Below are 22,175 nucleotides of genomic sequence, written 5' to 3'. Positions count from 1 at the left end.
TATTTTAAATAATTCGAATATTTTTAATGTAAACTAAACAAATACAAACAAAACCAAATGAAAAGGAACTCAAGCTTTTTGCAATGGGGTGTAAAATCCTAAAACCGATTTTTACGTAAGAAACCTTTATCGTATATTTAGGAAGTTTAGACGCTCTTTTCTCATAACTAACAGGCTCCTTTTTAGTGAAAGCTGTTTTAATCCAATTCAAGAACAAAGGTTGAAAAAGACTCTTGTAAAGACAGAAATGAGGGATAGTATGAACGATTTGAATCGGTATTCACGGCAAGTTCTTTTTAAACCAATAGGGGAAGAAGGCCAGATGAAACTTTTAAATAGCCGTGCAGTTATCGTTGGGATGGGGGCATTAGGGACGATTATTGCAAACCATCTGGTTCGCTCAGGAGTGGGCTATGTCCGCATGATTGATCGGGATTTGGTAGAACTCTCTAATTTGCAGCGTCAGTCGCTTTATGATGAAGATGATGCTGCAGCAAACCTTCCAAAAGTGATTGCCGCCGAAAAAAAGCTTAAGAAAATTAACTCGACAGTAAAAGTAGAGCCAATCATTGCTGATCTTAATTTGGACAATGCAGAAGAACTTTTAACAGGATTTGATGTGATTGTCGACGGAACCGATAACTTTTCCACTCGGTATGTGATTAATGATATCTCCGTAAAATTAGGAATTCCTTGGGTATACGGAGGAGCGGTATCCTCAAGGGGGATGTTTGCGGTCATTAAGCCCGGAGAAACCCCATGTTATCGATGCCTTTTTCCGGAGGTTCCAACAGGATTAGGTGAAACCTGCGATACAATCGGAGTATTATCGCCCTTAACAGATATAATAGGCTCCTTTGAAGCAGTTGAGGCAATAAAATTGCTAGTAGGCGCAGAACATAACCCCAATCTAGAACAGCTGGATATTTGGTTTTCATCTACCTTGCAAATGGATATTTCGGAGGGAAGGAACCCTGAGTGTCCCACTTGTGTTCATCGCCAGTTTGAATTTCTTGATAGGTCCTCAAATCAGCAAACTGCTTATGCCGTTCTTTGTGGCCGGGACACTGTTCAAATCAACCCACGGAATGTGCAGCAATTTGATTTACCTGCACTTGCGAAAAGATTAGCGCAAGGTGGTGTGAGGAAGGTAAAGGTCAATTCTTTCTTATTGAGGTTTTATCCAGATGATCAGGTTTCAATGGTTTTTTTCAAAGATGGAAGAGTTCTTGTTCATGGTGTGGATGATATAACTCAAGCGAGGAAATATTATTCACAGTATTCAGGAAGTTGACGATAGTTATCCACAAAAATTGAGGGGTATCTACGAGATACCAACAGATTATTCACACTATTCACAACTATATAGAAAAAGAAACCGGCATTTCTGATGTCGGTTTCTTTGTATCCACATGTATTCAATCTCTGTCGGTTTTATCGTTCTGATCTTTATTATGTTTGTTGCCTTTACTGTTGTCACCGCTCGTCATTAGCTCTTGTGAAAACTCAGCCATTTGATGTTGAGTTTTTGGTGAATTTTGATTTTTACTACCTTTATTAACCTTCTTTGTCATCTAAGAAAAACCCCCTTGTAACATACTTCGTTTATAGTTTTTCTCGTCAATGAAATAATATCCAAAAAAGGCCTATAAATTTATTGTGTCTAGGTGGTTAAATCAAATCATTCACATAATAGATCTTACCGTTATCAACTTTTCCTTCTAACATAAGGAGAACAAGCGCGTTTGCGACAACAGTTGGGGTTCTTAACATGCCTTTTTCTTTGTAGCCCTTAAACGTATCTAGTTCAGCAAAGGCCTCTTCAGAAGAAGAACGAATCGTGCTCTGCATCTCTGTATCCATGATACCAGGGCTATAGCCTATCACTTTCATTTGACTTTGTTGATTTTCTAGCTCTAAGCCAGTAGTTTTGGTAAACATATTGATTCCAGCCTTTGTACTGCAGTAAAGGCTCCAGCCATGAACAGGACGTTCAGCTGCTCCTGAGGTGACATTAACAATCGTAAGTGGAGTTTTAGATTCGCTTGCATTTTTTAAAATAAGATTGGAAATTTGTATTGGTGCGGTTAGGTTGACTTGAACATTCGTTGCTATTGCGTGGTCATCTAATTGACCAGCTGTTTCAATTGGTTCTATCATTCCGGCGTTATTGATTAAATAAACTTGTTCGGTTTGCTCATTAAAAGTTAGCTCTGAAATTTCATGGAAGACAGAACGTATTTCAGTTGTCGAGGCTAGGTTGCACGGGTAAAAGTGATATTCGCCTCCAAGCTGTTTAGCCAACATTTTAAATTCTTCATTTTCGCTTCTTGCCACACCAATGACCTTCACCTTTTCTTCTAGCATCCTTTTGGCAATTGCCTCGCCAAGTCCCCGTGATGAACCAGTGATAATCGCATATTTCATTATCATCCCTCCAAAATTCTATAGTTTTATTGAACCACATCGAAAGAAAAACATGAAATTATTTTCCCTTGGCTGTATTTTATAAAGATTGTTCCTAAAGTCCTAATGGGGTAAGAAGCTATTTTATGCATAGGTAGTTTTTTTCTCACTAAGAATGCTATTTTCATTCTTTATCTGCAATTACGACAAAGATTGAAACAGAGGTTTCACATTCACTCCATAAAAAGAGTGCTCCGAAATACCGGAGCACTAAAAAGATCTAAGATAAGAGGTGGTTCCATTCACCAATGAAGGTGGAAGAAGCGCTATTTGGGAAGGATAACACTTCTTCTGTTGGACCATGTTGTTTTATTTCACCGCCAATTAAAATGGCGAGGGTGTTCGTAAAGTATTTAATTTCCATTAAATCATGACTAATGAAAACCGTGGTTGTATTGGTCTCTTCGACGACAGATTTTATATCCTTCAAAAGCTGTACTTTTGTTGGGAAATCTAGTGCAGAAAAGGGTTCGTCAAGAAAGAGCACCTCGGGCTGTATAATCATGGCACGTGCAAGATTAACACGCTGGGCCTCACCTCCTGAAAGATGATAAGCATGCTTTTTTGCTAGGTGACTAATTTTAAAGATGTCTAGCCAGTAATGAACTTGGGTTTTAATTTCTTTTCGAGGTTTGTTTCGAATCTTTAGCCCCATAGCAACATTTTGATAGACGCTGGTATCGAGTAGAAGGGATTGCTGCAAAGCGACTGCAATCCTTCTGCGCACAGCAAGTGAGGACCGATCAGAAACCAACTCGCCTTGGAACTTGATGGTGCCTGCTTGGGGTGGTTCCAACAATGCTAAAGTTTTCAACAAAGTGCTTTTACCGGCACCGTTGGGTCCCATCAAACCAAGAATTTCCCCTTTTTGGAGTTCAAAAGAGGGGATGGATAAAATGCGTTTATCCCGTGCTTTTACATCAATATTCTCCAAAGTAATTAAAGGGTTATTCATTGGATCGCTTCCTTTGTTGTAAATAAGTAAGACAAAAGGTAATCAAGAAGGCAAGAGTCATCAATATAAAACTCAAGGCTAAGGCGATATCAAAATTTCCCTTTGACACTTCCATGACGATAGAAGTGGTGAGAATTCTAGTTTGGCCACTTATATTTCCACCCACCATCATTGCCGCTCCAACCTCGGCAATGACTCTGCCAAAGCCAGCGATAATGGCCGCAAGGATGGCTAGTTTACACTCTTTCATCAAAATCCATACTAATTGAAGGCGTGTTGCTCCTAGGGCTTTCACCTGTAGAATCATTTTTTCACTAATCTGTTGAAACGCTGTAGCCGTTAGGGCTGTAATGATAGGTAAAGAGACTAAAGTCTGAGCAAGAACTATGGCTGTTTCACTATAGAGTAAGGAATACTCCCCAAGCGGGCCAGAACGCCATAAAAGCAAGGTAATCCAAAGACCAGCAACTACTGGTGGTAAGCCCATGCCAATATTTACGAGTGCAAGAATGAGCCTTCTTCCAGGAAATTGAACCAGCCCTAACACCATGCCAGCGGGGATGCCAACAATCATGCTGATGATAATTGCCGTTAAGGAGACCTTAAGGGTCCTTAAGGTGATTTCTGCAATAATCGGATCCCCAGCAAGGATCAATTCTATGGCTTTTTTTAATCCTTCAATTAATAAATCCATCCGCAATCAAACTTTCCTTGTTAGTTTCAGTTCAAGCAAGTATTCAAGGCTTCGTGATTAAAATCCTAAGCTGATTTAACCCAAAAAAGCTAGTTTGTCTTTCATGCTAAGTTTGTAAACTATTATTCTCTTGAATAAACACTATTTTTGCAATGCAAACCTCGCTCCAACAGTCCTATTTTATTAGCAAAGATTTAGAAAACAGCTTATTCAAAAAGGAAGAAAAGAGGTTCGCCGTATTCTTCTACTCCAAATTCAGCAATGGTACTTTGTGTATCTTCGTCAATCATGAATTCAACAAATGCTTTTGCACCTTCTACATTGATCATATCACTTTTTTCTGGGTTTACTTCCATTACGTGATAGATATTAAGAAGATTGTCGTCTCCTTCAACCAGCACCTCGAATTCTCCAAGTGTATCCTTTTGAGCAAGGTAGGTCGCGCGGTCTGTCAAAATATACCCTTGTTTCTCAGCAGCGACCTGAAGGCTGTTTCCCATTCCTTGTCCCGTTTCAAGATAAGCTTCATTTTCAGAAGGGGTTAGGCTGGCTTCTTCCCATAACTGTAATTCTTTCTTATGTGTACCAGAATCATCTCCACGTGAGACAAAGACTGATTGTGATTCGAAAATTTTTGCAAAGGCTTCAGTTGTGGAAAGTCCCTTGACGCCTGCTGGATCAGCTGTTGGCCCTACAACAACAAAGTCGTTATACATAACTTGTTGATAGTTTAAGACGTCTTCATTATCAACAAGCTCTTTTTCAGAAGCAGGTGCATGGGTTAGCAGTGTATCTGCTTCACCTTTTACACCCATTTCAAGTGCTTGTCCAGTTCCAACAGCGATTGTTTTCACTTTATAAGGATTTTCTTCTTCAAACATTGGAATTAGTTCATCAAGCAAACCGCTATCTTGAGTACTAGTGGTTGTTGCAAGAATCAAATCTGTTCGATCTACTTTAGTTGTTTCTGGTTCGTTTGCTCCTTCAGGGGCTTCAGCCTTCTCTGTATCTGAGTTGGAACATGCTGTCATCAAGGCTAAAGATAATATGAACATTATCGATAGAAATTTGTTTTTCATGTGCAATTCCTCCAAGTTATTGAAAATTGTAAATGATTTTTCCAAACTCACTTGCATCATAGCCTTCAAGTTCAAGGACGCTATCTTTAAAGGTGGTGAAATGAATTAAATCTAGTAAGTGTTCAAGTGCAACCTTGTTTTCTTCTGTCCAGCGAAGAACCAGGTCAAACTTTTCGTTCGTTACGGGGATAAAATCAAGTCCAAGCTGACGGGCAGCATATTTAATTCCGAAGGCTACATCCGCTGAGCCACGGCTAACATGCGAGGCAGCACCAAGGTGAGTCCATTCTTCATTTTCATAGCCTCTAATGGATATCGGACTAATATTTTTATTTGCTAGAAAAGAGTCAAGTAGGAAACGGGTACCTGCTCCCTTTTGGCGATTGACAATCGAAAGATCATTCCGTGTAAAATCCTCTACGCTGACAATCTTCTTCGGATTCCCTTTTGCCACAATTAACCCTTGTTCTCGTGAAGCTAATCGAATCACTGTGATGGGCTCGTGTACAAATAATTGACGAATAAAAGGGAGATTGTATTCTTGCGAGTTCGGGTCTAGTAAATGGATTGCCGCAATATCTGCACTAGCACGATATAGCATCATCAATCCTTCGAGACTTCCAATATAGCTAGGTTGAATCGCAAGACCAGCTGATTCATTTGCAGCATACTTGACGAGATGCTCGACAAGAAAGTCATGGCTGCCGGCGAGCTTTAAGGTATAAGATTTTTGATAGAATGGAGTAGGGGCAGCGCTTCCACTAATTGGTGTGGATGCTTTCAGTTGTTTGTAGCGCTCTACCTCCACATGCTCGACTCGCATTTTATTTCCTACCTTAAAGGCTTTTAAGTCACCTCGCTTTATCAGCTCGTAGACAGTATGTTTGGAGATTTTAAACATAGAAGCAATTTCATCCGCCGTATATGTAACATCTTGCATTTTGTTCACCACCTTTGACGATATAATTCTAAAATAAACGATTATGACTTAAAGAAGTGTGACAAATATCAAAAACGTTAAGTATTATTAAGTTTTGTGATATGTAGTTCACAAAATAGTCACATTTATACAATAATAATACTAAAATAAAGGCTAAATAATCTAGTGAAATATAACCAATCCTAAACTAGAAGTTGTTATTTCTGCTCAGAAAAAATATAATGAAGTATTGTACAGTTCTTTCTCAAAACTTTGTTCTTCAGCTGTAATATTGCCTTAATTTACGAGTAGCAGCTTGTAAACGGTATGAAAAACTAGCAATCATCCGCCAAATGTGGCTTCTTGATTTTAGCAACAATTGTTACGAAAGCAGACTTACAAACAACAACCTCATTAAAAGGGGAAAAAAATAATGACTTCGAATCAAAATAATAATTCTAGGGTTGACTATGGACTGGTCTTAATATTGTTTTTACTATTTTTAGCTAGTTGCATCTCCATTTATAGTGCTCAATCTACTGGTCAATATGGAGAAAAATTTTTAGCAAAACAAATTGTTTGGTATGTGGTTGGAATCTGTATTATTAGTGTTGTCATTAGACTTGATTCTGACCAACTAAAAAAATTAACGTGGTATGTATATGGTTTAGGGATTGCCGCATTAGGATTTCTAATCGTTGCACCGTCAAGTATTGCCCCAGTCATCAATGGAGCAAAAAACTGGTTTGTTTTTCCTGGAGTAGGGTCGATTCAGCCTTCCGAGTTTATGAAGGTTTTTATCATTTTGGGATTGGCTAGAATCATCTATGATCATCACCAGAAAAACACGATGAAAACAATCGGAACAGATTTTTGGCTGTTAATAAAAATTGGTCTCGTCACTCTTCTTCCATTAGCGCTAGTTATTAAACAAGATTTAGGAACCTCGCTAGTCTTCCTTGCGATTATGTTTGGAATGATTTTTATTTCCGGCATTTCATGGAAAATCCTTATGCCGATCCTTACTGCTGGGGTTACCTTGGTGGGTGGGATTTTTTACTTCGTTCTATGGCACCCAGAGGTCCTAGAAAAGTATCTGGGTGTAAGAGAGTATCAATTTGCGCGAATTTATTCATGGCTTGATCCTTATAACTACCAGAGTACTACTGGGTTTCAGTTAACGAGGTCGTTACTTGCTATAGGTTCAGGAGAAACAACAGGTAAGGGGTACGGCGTAAGGGATGTCTACTTGCCAGAAAGCCATACTGACTTTATTTTTAGTGTTGTTGGGGAAGAATTTGGATTTGTTGGAGCAAGTATCTTAATCAGTTTGTTTTTCTTGCTCATCTATCAAATCACCAAAGTAGGCATGGAAACCAAGAATGATTTCTATTCTTACCTTTGTGTTGGCGTCATTAGTATGATTACTTTCCATGTCTTTCAAAATATTGGCATGACGATTGGTCTTTTACCAATTACCGGGATTCCGCTTCCATTTGTTAGCTATGGAGGAAGCTCACTGATGGGGAATATGTTAGCCATCAGTTTAATCTTCTCCATTCGCTATCATTATAAAAAGTACATGTTCTCTACCTCAGACTAAAGAGCACAAGAAAGAGCAATGGTACAAGCTACCATTGCTCTTTACTGTTAATAGTTATTGCAACTAACTCCACTCACTCCACAACCCCAACCTCAAGAATCCTTACGTTGGTAGAGACCTTAAATGTAACATCTTGGTAGTCAGTTTGCCACTTTTCAAAATTAAAATTGCGAGTCTTTGTTTTGACAAAGTGTCCCACTCCAATAGGGTCAACCTTTTGTTTTTGAAAATCCTCAAGCAATTTCAGGCAAGTTTTGTTAATTTGTTTTTCCAATTCTTTCTCGATGTCTTTTACCTCGTTTTTTTCTAAACGAGTTCCTTCGTGCTCAGTCAGGAGGCCTTTTAGTTTAATCTGAACTGTAATTTCATATGGCTTCCTTTTGGTTAATTTCATATTTGTATCGGATGTTATGCTTTTAACAGTAGCTTCTCCATGTTCTTCCTTCACCTTAACTTGCCCCATTGAAAATTTGTCAACAAGGAGCTTAAAATAAAACATCTTATTTTCATGAAGAATATCGATTACTTTCTCGTCCTTAAAGATGGCAATGCCCGTTATGTTCACTAACTCAGGGCTTTCTTGTTTAAGATAGGGTAAATATGGATCTTTCCCTTGTTGGTAAAAGTTAAACAAAAAACTATGGAGATTCGTTAAAGGCAGATTTCCTCCCTCCATATTATGTTCAATTAAATCCTTTAAGTATTGTGCATTTCCACGGTCTCCGTAATTGCCTTCAAAAATTTCTTGAGCTTTTCCATCCACTACCGCTAGATGGACTCTTGCGCCAACGCTAGGGTCACGCAGAAAGACATCAAGAACCTGCACGATTCCTTCCCGGGCCACTACTTCTTCGAATAAGGCCACATCCATGCTTCCAGAAAAGATTGGCTGTGATGCTTTTTGTTGCATTTGCGCTGCCACATCTCTCATAATCGTTCCTTTAGCCGTAAACAGGAAATTTTCCATCGACTTGTCTGCTTTGAAAACAGGAATCATGATGCTTCCTTTCAATTGATCACCACTTTTATCGATGCCCATACCAGTGGCAATATTGATATCATCAATAACCTTTCTTTCGTACCTTGGGTTACATCCAACTAAGAGTAAACAGCACATGAGTAGGGTTAATAGGATACGAGTTACCTTCACTTCGCGTTCACCTTCTTCTTAATAAGCAGTAAGATATACAGGAAGGGAGTATAAATAAAGGCTAGGATGAAACCTGCTTTTGCCTGTAGGTCATGGAAAATATTTATCCTTTCCCGGGAATCTAACATTAAAACACAAATTAATACGACAGCAGCAATAAATAGTACCGCTTTCCGTTGACTAATATGATAGACCCGTTTTGCTACACGACTCGCCACCCACAAGGAGATTGCCACATTAGGGAGAATAATTAATGCCCAATTGGCAAGCCCCAAATACTCAAATCTTTCAATAAAAGGTAACTTTACAATCTTCCACATCTCTAGAGTTGCCCAAATCGATTTTTGTAGCAAGGAGATAGGGAAATAGGCAAAGGTAATGACAGCTAATAGCGTATAAAAAATCATCGTCGCCGTGAGTCCAATATGAACCCACTTTTTTGACTCTTTAGGTTTTTTAATAAAAGGATAAATAAATAACAGAACACCATAACCAAGATAGGTAAGGGTCATATTATAAGCACCCTTCAGCATTTGAACCGGGGTATGGTCAAAAATCGGTAACAAGTTTGTAAAGTCACCGTACCTAATGGGGGCAAGAAAAGAAAATAGTAAATAAGCGGGAACAACAATCCCAAATAAGGAAATACCAACTACTGTTCTAAACCCACCATTCACAATATAAATCCCTAAAAGTAAATAGACGGAAGCAAAGAAAATGGGATGCATGGATAGAAACATCCATGTACGGATGACTTCAATTAAACCAGAGAGCAAAGTTAAGCAGGTCATTGTAAAATATATTATAAAAAGTGTATTAATACTGTTGCCAATGGTTTTGCCAAAAACAAATATATTTGCTGCCATGACATCCCCATCTACTCCCTCGCAAATTTTATACATCATCCATACAATGATATGAACAGCTAGTCCAGCCCCAATAACGGACATCCAGGCATCATATCCTGCATCTTTTGAGATTATTCGCTGAAACCCAAGGACACCTATTCCTATTTGCATCGAAACAACCACAAATGCTGCCATGAATGGGGAGATCTTTAGACTCTCTGGAATGGATTGTTGCATGAAATCTTCTCCTGCCTTCTAAAATTATTCATCAATGTCCTTTTTCTTTTTAGCCTTATCTTTACTAAATCGGCTTGAATCACCTGTTCTAAGAAACGTCGGACGCTTTGATTGACTACTAAAGGGCAAGCGAAATAATGCATCTTTAAAGTCATGAAGTCTTAGCGGAAAAACAGGCTCCATATATGGAAGTCCTAGCGACGTAAGCCGAAGCAAATGGGCTATTAAAAAACTAAAGGCAATTGTCATCCCGAGTATTCCCCATATCTCGGCCATAAAAAGAAAGGGAAAGCGTAACAAACGAATGGTATTACTCATTTGATAGACAGGTGTCGTGAAAGAGGCAAGAGCAGACAGTGCGATGAAGATTAAGAGAACATTGCTCGTAAGTCCTGCTTCAACTGATGCTGTTCCAATAACAATACCGCCCACGATACCGATTGTTTGCCCGACTTTTGTAGGAAGTCTGGCTCCTGCCTCTCTTAAAAGCTCAATCGTTACTTCTAGGAACAAAGCTTCTAGAACTGGAGGGAAAGGAACAACCCGCCTTGAGGCAACCAGGGTAACCAATAAGTCTTTTGGAATTAATTCATAATGATGCGTAACCACCGCCACATAAAGGGGGGTAATCATAATCGAGAAAACGACAGCAAACAAGCGGATCATTCTAATAAAAGTTGCTAGTATCCAGTTTAAAAAATAATCTTCAAAGGCATTAAAAAACTCCGTTAATGAAGTTGGACCAATTAAGGCGTGAGGGGAACCGTCTACGATTATGGCTACCTTCCCCTCTGCAAGACTAGAAGCTACCCTGTCAGGTCTTTCCGAATCAAGTAGCTGTGGAAAGGGAGAATTTCCATTATCCGCAATAAGCTGGGTGAAATAGGAACTATCCGCTATTTCATCTTTTACAATATCGTCAATTCGTTGTTTTACAGTATTGATAATTTCCTTATTTGTAATCCCGTCGATATAAATTACGGCCACTTTCGTCCTTGATAACTTCCCAACGGTATATTCTTCAATAATCAATTCTTTAACAGGCAAACGAGTGCGAACCATGTTTAGGTTATCCCCGATAGACTCAACAAACGCTTCCTTTGGTCCAATAACACTGAATTCTATTTCAGGGGATGTAACAGATCTGACTACCGTTTTTTTTGCAGAGAAGAAGGCAAATTCTCTTGTGTCTTCTTCAAGTGTCAGCAAGACATATCCATCAAGTAGCTTTTGTGCTATTTTTTTGGTATCGCTAGAAACTTCAACATCAGCGATAGGAAGCAGTTTTTTTACATCAATGATTTTAAGAAACTCTTCCTCAAGTAAAGGAGGCAAAGCGTTATTATCCAAAACCTTTTCCTCAACAAGCGTAGGAATAAAGGTGAAAATAAACTTTTTTCCTGTTTTTCGATTAATATAATCCTTTTTTTGATAATCAGTTGATTTGGAGAGTTCTTTTTCCCATTCTTCAGCGTGTTTGTTAGCTTTTTCATCATCTTTATTTTTATCTTTATCTTTTTCAGCGTTCCCCTTTGAGCTAGGCTGCTTCTTTTGCTCCTTATCGTCTTGCTCTTTCTGACGTCTGCGTCTCCTAAAGAAAATGCTCATATCCCTCACCACTTCGAAAGTTTGTCCTTATTTTTACCAAACTTGTTATTTTTATGTTGAAGTCTTGTAACTTGTAATAAGTGCATGAATATGCCTTATAGATTATCCTGTTATGTTAGACTAGAACTACTAGATATTATTAGAATGCGGGGGGCGGAAGGATGTTCGAAGGAAGTGAAACATCTTATGAAAAGGAGCGTCGCATTTTACGAGAGGGTGAAAGATTCAGTGTACGGTAAATTATCTGAGCAAGAAATTGCTGAGTTATTAAAATTCAGGTATACCCCGAAACTTGAACAAGGAAGTTCAGTAACCCTGATGAGCAATCTTGTATCAAAAGAGCCAATGCAGACGTTTCTTGAAGAGGTAAAAGTGGAATTGAATGCCCCAAATTTAAAAGTAACAGCCTCTGTGTTCATGAAACATTTTGCATTTGTCGTTGGCATATACTTATTTGCCTTATCCTCCTGGAACAAGCGTCTCTGTTTCTCCTTAGACTCTTTGTATATCCAAAGCTCTAAAAAGGAAGGGAATTGGCTGCCGGAGTATTACTTTAAGGATTTGTCAATTGAAGAATATACAGGGAATGACCGAACTCATTGGCGAGATCAAGCCATCCAACATTTATTCAGGGATATTATGAATCCAGTTTTGAACACTTTAACAACACAAGGAAATATCTCTAAATCTATTTTGTGGGAAAATATTGCTGTCTATTTACATTGGTTGTACGAAAAGCTTCTAGATTCTGAGCCAGAATCGCTTGCTTATGAAGACTATGATTTTATTGTCAATCAAGCTCCAGGTAAGCTTTTTGGACCATATGAGCGGAACCCATTGCAGAGATATAATACGGAACCAGTCTATTTATCAGCTTTAAACGAGAGCATTCGGATACGCAAAACTTGTTGTTTTACCTATCAGCTTGGAGCAAAACGGACCTATTGCAACACATGTCCACTTTACTGCAAGCAATTTAACACGGGAAAGAGGAATTGACGTGAAAGCAAAATTACAGGAACAACTTGATGGCTTGTTAGAGAAATATACTGAATTACTAATCGGTGAGCCTTCAAGTGAAAATAAAGAGAAGGTAAAAGCATGGATTATTTACAATCACATAGCAAAATCAATGCCCCCACTTGCACAACATTGGAACCAAAGCTATCCAGATGCAAAAGAGGATATCATGCAAGTAATCAAGGAAATAAAAGAACTGAATGAACTTAACCGAAAGAAATAATCAAAAAACCATCCATGTGATGGTTTTTTTAATTGATTATGAAAATAAAGAACACTAAACAGGCGATATTTATATTTATATAGAGAAGGACTAATATACAGCAATAGCGTTCAAAAGAGTGGGGGGTCGTAATTACAGTTTTTCAAAAAATGTAAGCGCTTCGATAAGGCTATTTTGCTAAAAGGAGTGTGGACAATGGAAAAATGGTTAAGGAACTTTTTTCTGTTTTTATCCAATAATCGGATGATTACAAGGTTAGCAAAGAAATATGGATTTCGTTTGGGTGCATCTCGTTTTGTTGCAGGAAAAAACCTAGAAGAGACTATTACTGTCATCAAAGAGTTAAACAAGAAGGGTCTCTCGGTAACCCTTGACTTTCTTGGAGAATTTGTTGAATCGGAGGCAGAAGCGAGGGAACGAGTGAACCAGTCAATAAAGACTATTGAGGCAATACGACATGAGAAATTAGATGCACAATTAAGCGTAAAATTAACATCCATGGGGTTAGATATATCCGAAGATCTGGTACTTGAAAATATGCGACGGATTCTCCGCATTGCGAAATGGAACGATGTGTTTGTCACCATAGATATGGAAGACTACTCTAGGTACGAAAAGACGATAAATATTTTTAAACAATTGCGGAGCGAATCAGATCATATCGGGACTGTTCTCCAAGCCTATCTTTACCGAGCGAAGCAAGATTTACAAGCACTTCATGACTACGCACCCCATCTGCGATTAGTAAAAGGCGCTTATAAAGAATCTGTAGATGTAGCGTATCCTAATAAAAAGGATGTAGATGAACAATTAAAAAAGCTGATAAAGATTCATTTATTAAATGGTCACTATACAGCCGTAGCCAGTCATGATAACAAAATCATCGAGTATACGAAGAAGTTTGTAAAGGAACATGACATCCCTGTTGAACAGTTTGAATTTCAGATGCTTTATGGCATTAGACCTGAGTACCACGAAAAACTTAAAGATGAAGGCTACAAAATGAGGGTCTACGTTCCGTATGGGACCGATTGGTTTGGTTATTTTATGAGGAGGCTTGCTGAGAGGCCCGCAAACCTTCAATTTCTGATAAAAGGCATGTTTAAATAAGTTGCCCAAGGTCACTAAATACCTGATAGGTGGCTGTATCTGGACCATGTCTAAGTTAAAACTCAGTTTGTAGGAACAGGCTGGTAGATGCGACCAGCCTGTTAATATTATTTCACTCAAATGATCTCTGACTATTTTTTATACTGGTTGTTTTGGCTATTTACCTTACCACCGCCGTCGTTCTCGACAGTCGGCCCAGCATTCCCTTTTACACTAGCTGCACTGACGCCTCTTTTTGAAGGATCTTTCTTCAATCTAGCCATCTTTTCACCCCCGTTAGTAGCATATCCATTCAAGGTGGTTTCAAGTAAAATTACAATTTTAAAATAAAAATCAAAAAATTTTATTTTTTTCGTTATGTACATATTGCGTAAATTTTTCAAATATTTTATAGTAGTAATAGCAGAACTCATTCTGGATATTTTTTTCGTCCGAAAATGAATGAGTATTCATTCAAACCATTTGTCAAAGGAGGAGACAGATTTGATGCGACAAATCCAAAAAGCGGCTGTTTTAGGCTCAGGAGTAATGGGGTCCGGAATTGCTGCACACTTGGCGAATATTGGAATCCCAACTTTACTTCTTGATATTGTACCTCGTGAATTGACTGAGTCAGAAAAGGCAAAGGGATTGACATTAGAAAATAAGCAAGTCCGCAATCGTATTAGTGAGGGAGCGCTTAAAAAGCTTTTGAAACAGAAGCCTGCCCCACTTGCCTCGAAAAAGAACCTAGCATTAATTGAGGCAGGGAACTTTGAAGATGACATGCACAGATTGAATGAAGTAGATTGGATTATAGAAGTTGTTGTGGAAAACCTTGATATTAAGAAAAAGGTATTTACAGACGTTGATCAGTATAGAAAGCAAGGCAGTATTGTTAGTTCAAATACATCAGGTATTTCAGTGGAAGCAATGGCGGAGGGGAGATCTGAGGACTTTAGAAAGAATTTCTTAGGTACGCACTTTTTTAATCCGCCACGCTATTTAAAATTACTAGAAGTGATTCCAACAAAAGATACAGATCCTGATGTTCTATCGTTTATTAAAACGTTTGGAGAGGACCATCTTGGAAAAGGTGTTGTTGAAGCAAAAGATACACCAAATTTCATTGGAAATCGCATTGGAACCTATGGTTTACTCGTAACTGTACGTGAAATGCTAAACGGCGGCTACAGCGTTGGAGAGGTTGATTCTGTAACAGGACCACTAATTGGTCGTGCGAAAAGTGCAACATTCCGTACCTTAGATGTGGTAGGACTAGATACCTTCTATCACGTTGCAAACAACGTTTATGAACAAGTAGATGGTGTGGAAAAAGAAGTGTTTGAAGTTCCTGGGTTTATGAAAGAAATGGTTAATCGAGGATGGTTAGGTAGTAAATCAGGTCAAGGATTTTTTGCTAAACAAGGAAAAGAAATTGTCGAGATTGACCCCAATACGCTTGAATATGGTCCTCGTAAGAAATTAAAAACTGCAGCCGTTGAAGCAAGTAAACAACAAAAAGGCACTGCCAATAAAATGAAAGCGCTTATATATGCAGATGATCGTGCAGGGCAGCTTTTATGGAACATATTCAGTCCGGTATTCATCTATTCCGCTGAATTATTAGGCACGATTGCTGATGATATTGTTTCCATTGATAATGCAATGAAATGGGGCTTCGGTTGGGAGATGGGACCTTTTGAATCATGGGATGCAATCGGTCTTGAACAATCGGTCTTAAAAATGGAAGCAGAGGGAACGGTTGTCCCTGCATGGATTAAAGAAATGCTAGCGAACGGGCACACTTCTTTCTATAAAATGGAAGGCGGAATTAAATCGTTCTACAGCAATGGTGAATATAAGGCAATCAAAGTCAATCCAAAAATCATTGACTTAAAGCAAGTGAAAGCTGAAAAGGGTGTTATTAAAAAGAACGCTGGCGCTAGCCTAATTGATATTGGCGATGGAGTGGCTTTACTTGAGTTCCATTCACCGAATAATTCGATCGGTCTGGATGTCATCCAAATGATTAATTACTCAATTGATGAAGTAGCTAAAAACTATAAAGGGCTTGTCATTGGGAACCAGGGTAAGAATTTCTGTGTAGGTGCAAACCTGGCAATGATGCTAATGGAAGCTCAAGATGATAATTATTTTGAATTAGATATGACTGTACGCCAATTTCAACAAGCGATGATGAAAATCAAATATAGTCCAAAACCGGTTGTAGCAGCACCACATGGGATGTCTCTTGGTGGGGGTGCAGAAGTATGTCTCCCAGCAGCGCATATCCAAGCTTCAATGGAAACTTATATGGGTCTAGTTGAGGTTGGTGTTGGTCTCCTTCCAGGTGGGGGCGGTAACAAAGAACTATACATCAAACATCTTGAAGGACTTCCAAATGGAGTTGACTTTGACCTTCAGCAGGTAGCAAACAAAGTGTTTGAAACCATTGCGATGGCCAAAACCTCAACTTCTGGTGAAGAAGCACGCGATAATAACTTCCTTGGAAAGTCTGATGGGGTAAGTGTAAATGGAGACCACTTGCTATATGATGCGAAACAAGCGGTCTTGCACCTGTATAACAGTGGATATACGGCACCAGCCCGTAAAAAGGTTCCTGTTGTTGGCGAACCGGGTTATGCAACTCTACTATTAGGTGCGGATGGAATGCGTTTATCAGGGTTTATTTCTGAACATGACTTTGAAATCGCAAAGCAAGTTGCTTATGTTATTTCAGGAGGAAAGGTTCCGTATGGTACCGAAGTGGATGAAGATTACTTGCTGAACCTTGAAAGAGAAGCTTTTATTAACCTAGTAGCTCTACCGAAGACGCAACAGCGTATGCAGCATATGCTCGTTAAAGGGAAGCCACTTCGTAACTAACTCAAGTTTACTAGTTTACTAAATAAGAAGGATTTTTAACTGAACTTCAGTGCCTAACGATGCGATAACGCATTCTAGAATGGATTTTTATGAATAAGATTCATAGAGATTAATTGAATCTAATCCTTCTATAAGTTTGTCCCTGCTAGAGTCAGAGCAAAAATTTTTAGCTTGGGACATAAGGCGCTGAAGCGTTTAATACGAATTGGAGGGAATGGAATGAGAGAAGCGGTAATTGTTGCCGGAGCTCGAACCCCGGTCGGAAGAGCGAAGAAGGGGTCGCTAGCCAATGTTCGTCCAGATGACCTTGGAGCGCTTGTTGTAAAGGAAACCTTGAAGCGAGCAGGCAATTATGAGGGAAATATAGATGATTTAATTATCGGTTGTGCAATGCCGGAAGCAGAGCAAGGGTTGAACATGGCTCGCAACATAGGGGCACTCGCTGGCTTGTCGTATGAGGTCCCAGCCATGACGGTGAACCGATTCTGTTCATCTGGCCTTCAAACCATTGCAACCGGAGCAGAAAAAATTATGCTAGGGCATGCGGATACTATTATTGCTGGTGGAGCGGAGTCTATGAGCATGATTCCAATGACTGGTCATGTTATGCGTCCAAACTCTAAACTTGCTGAAACAGCACCAGAGTACTATATGGGAATGGGGCATACCGCAGAAGCTGTTGCGAAAAAATACGGAATTACTCGTGAAGAGCAAGATGCTTTTGCTGTGAGAAGTCATCAGCGTGCAACTAAGGCCCTTCAAGAAGGCAAATTTGTTGATGAGATTGTTCCGGTTGATGTAACTCAACGATCTGTCGGCGCAGACAACAAATTGGTCGAAAAAAGCTTCCAATTTACACAGGATGAAGGGGTTCGTCCGGGTACGACTATCGATGTACTTGGAAAGTTACGTCCAGCCTTCTCTTTAACTGGATCTGTAACGGCTGGTAACTCCTCACAAACAAGTGATGGTGCAGCTGCAGTCATGGTCATGGACCGCGAAAAGGCAGATTCATTAGGATTAGCTCCTATGGCAAAGTTCCGTTCATTTGCACTTGGTGGTGTGCCACCTGAAGTAATGGGGATTGGACCAATTGTGGCGATTCCAAGGGCATTAAAGCTTGCAGGTCTTGAACTTTCCGACGTAGGGTTGTTCGAATTAAATGAAGCATTTGCATCACAATCGATTCAGGTTATCAGGCATCTAGGGCTTGATGAGGAAATTGTCAATGTAAACGGCGGAGCTATTGCTTTAGGACACCCGCTAGGCTGTTCAGGCGCCAAGCTGACGTTATCTCTTATCCACGAGATGAAGCGTCGTAATGTTCAATTTGGAGTTGTAACGATGTGTATTGGTGGCGGAATGGGTGCTGCAGGAGTATTTGAGCTTATATAAATGTTATAAATATAGGCATTTAATTCATTTAACTTATGTTGATTAAAGCGGAAGGCAATCGACTTCTGCGGGAGTACGGGTAGGGGAGCCCCACAGGGGATGACCTCCGGCACTCCCACGGAATCGTGTACCTAGAGAGAAAGCCAACAGACTAGGTTAATTCGTGTAAATAAAAGAATGAATTGGAGGAATAAGCAATGGCAAATCCAACAGAAAAGAAAGTCCTTAAAGGTGGAAGTTTCTTAATTGAGGAAGTAACAACAGATCAAATCTTCACTCCGGAAGATTATACTGATGAACAAATTATGATTGCCAAGACAACGGAAGATTTTGTTGAAGGCGAAGTCCGTCCACAAATTGAGCATCTTGAAAATCATGAATTTGACCGTACCGTCAAATTACTAAAACAAGCAGGTGAACTTGGTTTACTTGGTGCAGATGTTCCTGAAGAATACGGTGGACTTGAACTTGATAAAATCAGTTCTTCCCTTATCACTGAAAAAATGTCTGGATCAGGTGGATTCTCGCTTTCTCACGGGGCTCACGTTGGGATTGGCTCCTTACCAATTGTCCTTTTCGGAAATAAGGAACAGAAGGCAAAGTATTTACCAGCTCTAGCGACTGGTGAAAAGATCGCTGCTTATGCTCTTACCGAGCCAGGTTCAGGCTCCGACGCACTTGGAGCTAGAACCACTGCTAAGTTAAATGCAGAAGGCACTCACTATATCCTAAATGGAGAAAAACAATGGATTACAAATGCAGGATTTGCTGATGTATTTGTTGTTTACGCAAAAATTGATGGTGAGCAATTCACTGCTTTCATCGTTGAACGTGAATTCCCAGGCGTATCTACAGGCGCAGAAGAAAAGAAAATGGGAATCAAGAGTTCTTCTACACGTACATTGATTCTTGAAGATGTTCCAGTACCAGTAGAAAACCTTCTATTTGAACCAGGGAAAGGGCATATGATTGCCTTCAACATCCTAAACATTGGCCGCTATAAGCTAGGTGTTGGTGGAATCGGTGGATCTAAAAAGGCATTTAATCTTACTGTAAAATACGCAAATCAGCGTCAACAGTTCAAGACTCCGATTGCACAATTTAACCTAACGAAAGAAAAGCTAGCAACTCTAGCTTCTGAAATCTATGCAACAGAAAGCTCTGTTTACCGTACAGTTGGTCTTTACGAAGACAGCATGGGTCAGATGAGTGCAGAAGATTTAAATGATGGTCATAAGGTAGCTGCAGCTGTTGCTGAGTATGCAATTGAATGTTCACTAAATAAAGTGTTTGCTTCTGAAACCCTTGATCATGTTGTAGACGAAGGCGTTCAGATTCATGGTGGTTATGGCTTCATGCAAGAGTATGAAATCGAGCGTGCTTACCGTGATGCGCGTATCAACCGTATCTTTGAAGGAACAAATGAAATTAACCGTCTGTTAGTTCCAGGAACATATATGCGCAAAGCATTTAAAGGCGAATTACCACTATTCCAAAAAGCACAGCAACTACAAGAAGAGTTAATGATGATGATGCCAGAAGAGCCAGGCACTGAGCCATTAGCACAAGAGAAGTACTTAGTTGCCAATGCTAAGAAAATTGCATTACTAGCAATGGGATTAGCTGCTCAAAAATTCGGCAAAGCGCTTGATAAAGAGCAAGAAATCCTTGTGAATATTGCAGATATCGTTTCCCAAACGTATGCAATGGAATCCGTTGTGCTTCGCACTGAAAAGGCCATTCAAAAAGAAGGTCTTGAAAAGAGCAAGCAAAAAGTACTTTACACAGAAATCTTCTGTCAAGAAGCTTTCATCAAAATCGAACACGATGCAAAAGAAACGCTTGTTGCAGCTGAAGAAGGAGATACTCTCCGTATGCTGTTGTCTGCATTCCGTAAACTTACTCGTTACACGCCAATCAATGTAATTCCGAAGAAGCGTGAAGCAGCTGATAAATTAATCGAAGCAGAACGTTTCACCGTTTAAATGTATTCTAATTCACAACTTGTGTGAGTGAATGAAATCAGTTAATCAAGCCCCTGCCGGCAATGGGAGGGGCTTGAACTTGTTTCTATAAAAAGATATCCTGTTAATAGGACACGCATTAATAGAATTTCATGGTTCGTCTATGGTAATATCCGTTTAAAGGGATAAATAGTGGATATTAAAAAATAGGGTGGTGGAAAGAATGTCATTGACTTTTTATTGGTATCCTAAATGCGGGACATGCCGAAATGCAAAGAAGTGGTTAGATTCCAAGGAACTGGAATACAAGGAAGTACATATTGTGGAAAATCCTCCATCAAAGGCAGAGTTAGAGGACCTTTATAAAAAAAGTGGGCTTGAATTAAAAAAATTCTTTAACACAAGTGGTCAAAAATATCGTGAACTTGGGCTAAAGGACAAAATTAAAACAGCAAGTGATTCTGAGCTCCTAGAACTGTTAGCTTCGGATGGAATGTTAATTAAACGACCTTTATTAACGGACGGTGAGCATGTAACCGTTGGTTTTAAAGAAGACGCCTATGAACAGGCTTGGCTTAATAAATAGGCATTTAGTTATCGGTTCGTAACTACCCATGGTTGAGGGATTACGCTCACCCTAGGAGAGTAAGATATACATACAAATTGGAGGGATTTAGTTATGGCAACACCAAAAGAACTACGTTATTCAGAAGAGCATGAATGGGTAAAAACAGAAGGCGACAAAGTCAGAATTGGAATCACAGAATTTGCACAATCAGAGCTAGGCGACATTGTTTTTGTTGAACTACCTGAAGTTGGCGATGAATTGACTGCAAATGAGCCATTCGGTAGCGTTGAGTCTGTTAAAACAGTTTCAGAACTCTATGCTCCTGTAAGTGGTAAAGTGGTTGAAGTTAATGAAGAATTAAATGATAGCCCTGAATTTGTTAATGAGTCTCCTTACGAAAAGGCGTGGATGGTTATTGTTGAGCCAGCAGATGCAGGGGAAATAGATAAGCTTATGTCTGCTGAACAATATGAAGAAATGATTAAAGAATAAAATGAAAAAACAGCATCCTTTATATAGGAGATGCTGTTTTTTTTTACGCGTGAAACAGCAATGATCCTTTCTCCGTTAATTACCATTTTTCCTAATCGATTTATCGGACAGAATAAACATACAGCAAAAGGTGAGGTGATAAAGATGACATTAGAGTCAAAAAAGTTAGATGTTACAGATCGGATAACAGGGAAACTAAATAATGGAGAAATCGAACTCTACCTTGAAAATAACAAAGTCGGAAAAATCACTCTGCCCGAAGGCAGTCAAATACAATTAGAACACCACTTCGAAACAGATCAACAAAAAATATATCAGCATGTTTCAGTACCAGGCCAGGATGAACCACGCTATACGGACTGTGATGAAGGAGGCTGGTGTTGAAGCAAAAACAGCGGAATCCGTCCGCTGTTTTTGCTTCATGTTTTATCCCTTATGAACATGAAAAAGCGATTAGAAGGGTTAGCGAAAATTCACTCGATGAACTTTTCCAAATTTAAGACATATGTTTTGCATTCTTGTTCTAAAAACGTGAAAATAGGTATAAAGTTAGTTTAAATGCACAATCTCTTTTGCAATGATGAAAATAGAATAAAGAAATGCAGTTTGGCGGTGGTTTATATGATGGATGAATGGAGTAAAGTAATCATTGTGGAAGGTTCATCAGACAAAAAAAAGATTCAGAGCATATTAAATGAACCGGTAGACATTATTTGTACCAATGGGACCATTGGGGTTTCAAAGCTGGATGAACTAATTGAAGACTTGTTTTTTAAAGATGTTTACATTCTTGTTGATGCTGATGATTCTGGAGAAAAATTAAGAAAACAGTTTAAGCGAGAATTCCCTGAAGCGAGTCATTTATATATCGATAAAACCTATCGGGAAGTTGCTACTGCTCCTGAAAAACATCTTGCGACCGTTTTATTAGGGGCAAATATTGATGTACATGCTGAGTATTTGGAAAAAGGATGAC

At 39.2% G+C, this 22,175-nt stretch carries 22 protein-coding genes; 12 read left to right on the top strand and 10 right to left on the bottom strand.

Going from position 1 to position 22,175, the window contains the following annotated elements:
• The first annotated feature begins 259 nt into the window (after window positions 1–259).
• Window positions 260–1,294, top strand: coding sequence for a ThiF family adenylyltransferase (locus H0185_RS09340; RefSeq protein WP_221873227.1), 1,035 nt, complete (start codon window positions 260–262; stop codon window positions 1,292–1,294).
• Between the two features lie 124 nt (window positions 1,295–1,418).
• On the opposite strand, the gene H0185_RS09335 is transcribed toward H0185_RS09340, so the two are convergent.
• The 6 genes from H0185_RS09335 to H0185_RS09310 all read right to left on the bottom strand — a co-directional run bounded on the left by H0185_RS09335 (window position 1,419) and on the right by H0185_RS09310 (window position 6,134).
• On the bottom strand, window positions 1,419–1,574 hold the full coding sequence (locus H0185_RS09335) for a hypothetical protein (protein WP_221873226.1): 156 nt from the start codon (window positions 1,572–1,574) through the stop codon (window positions 1,419–1,421).
• A 97-nt stretch (window positions 1,575–1,671) separates the two neighbouring features.
• Window positions 1,672–2,427 (bottom strand): (S)-benzoin forming benzil reductase, encoded by a 756-nt coding sequence (locus tag H0185_RS09330; RefSeq protein WP_221873225.1) that lies wholly within the window; start codon window positions 2,425–2,427, stop codon window positions 1,672–1,674.
• 259 nt (window positions 2,428–2,686) lie between these two features.
• A complete protein-coding gene (locus H0185_RS09325; protein WP_221873224.1) occupies window positions 2,687–3,421 on the bottom strand; it encodes an ABC transporter ATP-binding protein in 735 nt (244 codons plus the stop codon).
• On the bottom strand, window positions 3,414–4,115 hold the full coding sequence (locus H0185_RS09320; RefSeq protein ID WP_221873376.1) for an ABC transporter permease: 702 nt from the start codon (window positions 4,113–4,115) through the stop codon (window positions 3,414–3,416). Before H0185_RS09320 ends, H0185_RS09325 begins: the two co-directional genes overlap by 8 nt.
• A 206-nt stretch (window positions 4,116–4,321) precedes the next feature.
• On the bottom strand, window positions 4,322–5,194 hold the full coding sequence (locus H0185_RS09315; protein WP_221873223.1) for an ABC transporter substrate-binding protein: 873 nt from the start codon (window positions 5,192–5,194) through the stop codon (window positions 4,322–4,324).
• A 16-nt stretch (window positions 5,195–5,210) separates the two neighbouring features.
• Entirely contained in the window at window positions 5,211–6,134 is a 924-nt protein-coding gene (locus H0185_RS09310; protein WP_221873222.1) for a substrate-binding domain-containing protein, read from the bottom strand.
• Between the two features lie 412 nt (window positions 6,135–6,546).
• Here H0185_RS09310 and H0185_RS09305 point away from each other — a divergent pair, with 412 nt between their 5' ends.
• A complete protein-coding gene (locus H0185_RS09305) occupies window positions 6,547–7,716 on the top strand; it encodes an FtsW/RodA/SpoVE family cell cycle protein (RefSeq protein ID WP_221873221.1) in 1,170 nt (389 codons plus the stop codon).
• A gap of 73 nt (window positions 7,717–7,789) precedes the next feature.
• Here the strand turns inward: H0185_RS09305 and H0185_RS09300 are convergent, their stop codons facing one another.
• From H0185_RS09300 to H0185_RS09290, 3 genes are read right to left on the bottom strand one after another with little or no spacing between them, the layout of a single operon-like run.
• On the bottom strand, window positions 7,790–8,866 hold the full coding sequence (locus tag H0185_RS09300; RefSeq protein WP_221873220.1) for a Ger(x)C family spore germination protein: 1,077 nt from the start codon (window positions 8,864–8,866) through the stop codon (window positions 7,790–7,792).
• Window positions 8,863–9,951, bottom strand: coding sequence for a GerAB/ArcD/ProY family transporter (locus H0185_RS09295; protein ID WP_221873219.1), 1,089 nt, complete (start codon window positions 9,949–9,951; stop codon window positions 8,863–8,865). Before H0185_RS09295 ends, H0185_RS09300 begins: the two co-directional genes overlap by 4 nt.
• Window positions 9,952–9,975: 24 nt before the next feature.
• Complete coding sequence (locus H0185_RS09290) at window positions 9,976–11,559, bottom strand: spore germination protein (protein ID WP_221873218.1); 1,584 nt, start codon at window positions 11,557–11,559, stop codon at window positions 9,976–9,978.
• Between the two features lie 186 nt (window positions 11,560–11,745).
• Between H0185_RS09290 and H0185_RS09285 the strand changes: the two genes are divergently transcribed.
• The 3 genes from H0185_RS09285 to H0185_RS09275 all read left to right on the top strand — a co-directional run bounded on the left by H0185_RS09285 (window position 11,746) and on the right by H0185_RS09275 (window position 13,912).
• Window positions 11,746–12,558, top strand: a complete 813-nt coding sequence (locus tag H0185_RS09285; RefSeq protein WP_221873217.1) for an IucA/IucC family C-terminal-domain containing protein — start codon at window positions 11,746–11,748, stop codon at window positions 12,556–12,558.
• 1 nt (window position 12,559) lies between these two features.
• Window positions 12,560–12,802, top strand: a complete 243-nt coding sequence (locus tag H0185_RS09280; protein ID WP_221873216.1) for a YusU family protein — start codon at window positions 12,560–12,562, stop codon at window positions 12,800–12,802.
• 195 nt (window positions 12,803–12,997) lie between these two features.
• Window positions 12,998–13,912 carry a proline dehydrogenase family protein gene (locus H0185_RS09275; RefSeq protein WP_221873215.1) on the top strand — a complete coding sequence of 305 codons (915 nt, stop codon included), beginning with the start codon at window positions 12,998–13,000 and terminating at the stop codon, window positions 13,910–13,912.
• Window positions 13,913–14,043: 131 nt separating this feature from the next.
• Here the strand turns inward: H0185_RS09275 and H0185_RS09270 are convergent, their stop codons facing one another.
• Window positions 14,044–14,175 (bottom strand): YuzL family protein, encoded by a 132-nt coding sequence (locus H0185_RS09270; protein WP_090743131.1) that lies wholly within the window; start codon window positions 14,173–14,175, stop codon window positions 14,044–14,046.
• Window positions 14,176–14,395: 220 nt separating this feature from the next.
• Here H0185_RS09270 and H0185_RS09265 point away from each other — a divergent pair, with 220 nt between their 5' ends.
• The 7 genes from H0185_RS09265 to H0185_RS09235 all read left to right on the top strand — a co-directional run bounded on the left by H0185_RS09265 (window position 14,396) and on the right by H0185_RS09235 (window position 22,174).
• Complete coding sequence (locus H0185_RS09265; protein ID WP_221873214.1) at window positions 14,396–16,780, top strand: 3-hydroxyacyl-CoA dehydrogenase/enoyl-CoA hydratase family protein; 2,385 nt, start codon at window positions 14,396–14,398, stop codon at window positions 16,778–16,780.
• A gap of 219 nt (window positions 16,781–16,999) precedes the next feature.
• Window positions 17,000–18,175: an acetyl-CoA C-acetyltransferase gene (locus tag H0185_RS09260; RefSeq protein WP_221873213.1), complete on the top strand. Its 1,176-nt coding sequence runs from the start codon at window positions 17,000–17,002 to the stop codon at window positions 18,173–18,175.
• Between the two features lie 197 nt (window positions 18,176–18,372).
• A complete protein-coding gene (locus H0185_RS09255) occupies window positions 18,373–20,160 on the top strand; it encodes an acyl-CoA dehydrogenase family protein (protein WP_221873212.1) in 1,788 nt (595 codons plus the stop codon).
• A gap of 202 nt (window positions 20,161–20,362) precedes the next feature.
• Entirely contained in the window at window positions 20,363–20,725 is a 363-nt protein-coding gene (locus tag H0185_RS09250) for an arsenate reductase family protein (protein ID WP_221873211.1), read from the top strand.
• Between the two features lie 93 nt (window positions 20,726–20,818).
• Window positions 20,819–21,199: a glycine cleavage system protein GcvH gene (gcvH, locus tag H0185_RS09245; protein WP_221873210.1), complete on the top strand. Its 381-nt coding sequence runs from the start codon at window positions 20,819–20,821 to the stop codon at window positions 21,197–21,199.
• Between the two features lie 144 nt (window positions 21,200–21,343).
• Complete coding sequence (locus tag H0185_RS09240; RefSeq protein ID WP_221873209.1) at window positions 21,344–21,583, top strand: YusG family protein; 240 nt, start codon at window positions 21,344–21,346, stop codon at window positions 21,581–21,583.
• 240 nt (window positions 21,584–21,823) lie between these two features.
• On the top strand, window positions 21,824–22,174 hold the full coding sequence (locus tag H0185_RS09235) for a toprim domain-containing protein (protein WP_221873375.1): 351 nt from the start codon (window positions 21,824–21,826) through the stop codon (window positions 22,172–22,174).
• The last annotated feature ends 1 nt before the right edge of the window (window position 22,175 follow it).

This window comes from Mesobacillus maritimus (assembly GCF_019749255.1).
GTDB lineage: Bacteria > Bacillota > Bacilli > Bacillales > Cytobacillaceae > Mesobacillus_B > Mesobacillus_B maritimus_A.
The sequence above is the reverse complement of the archived record's forward strand: the minus strand, read 5'-3'. Positions and strand labels throughout refer to the sequence as shown.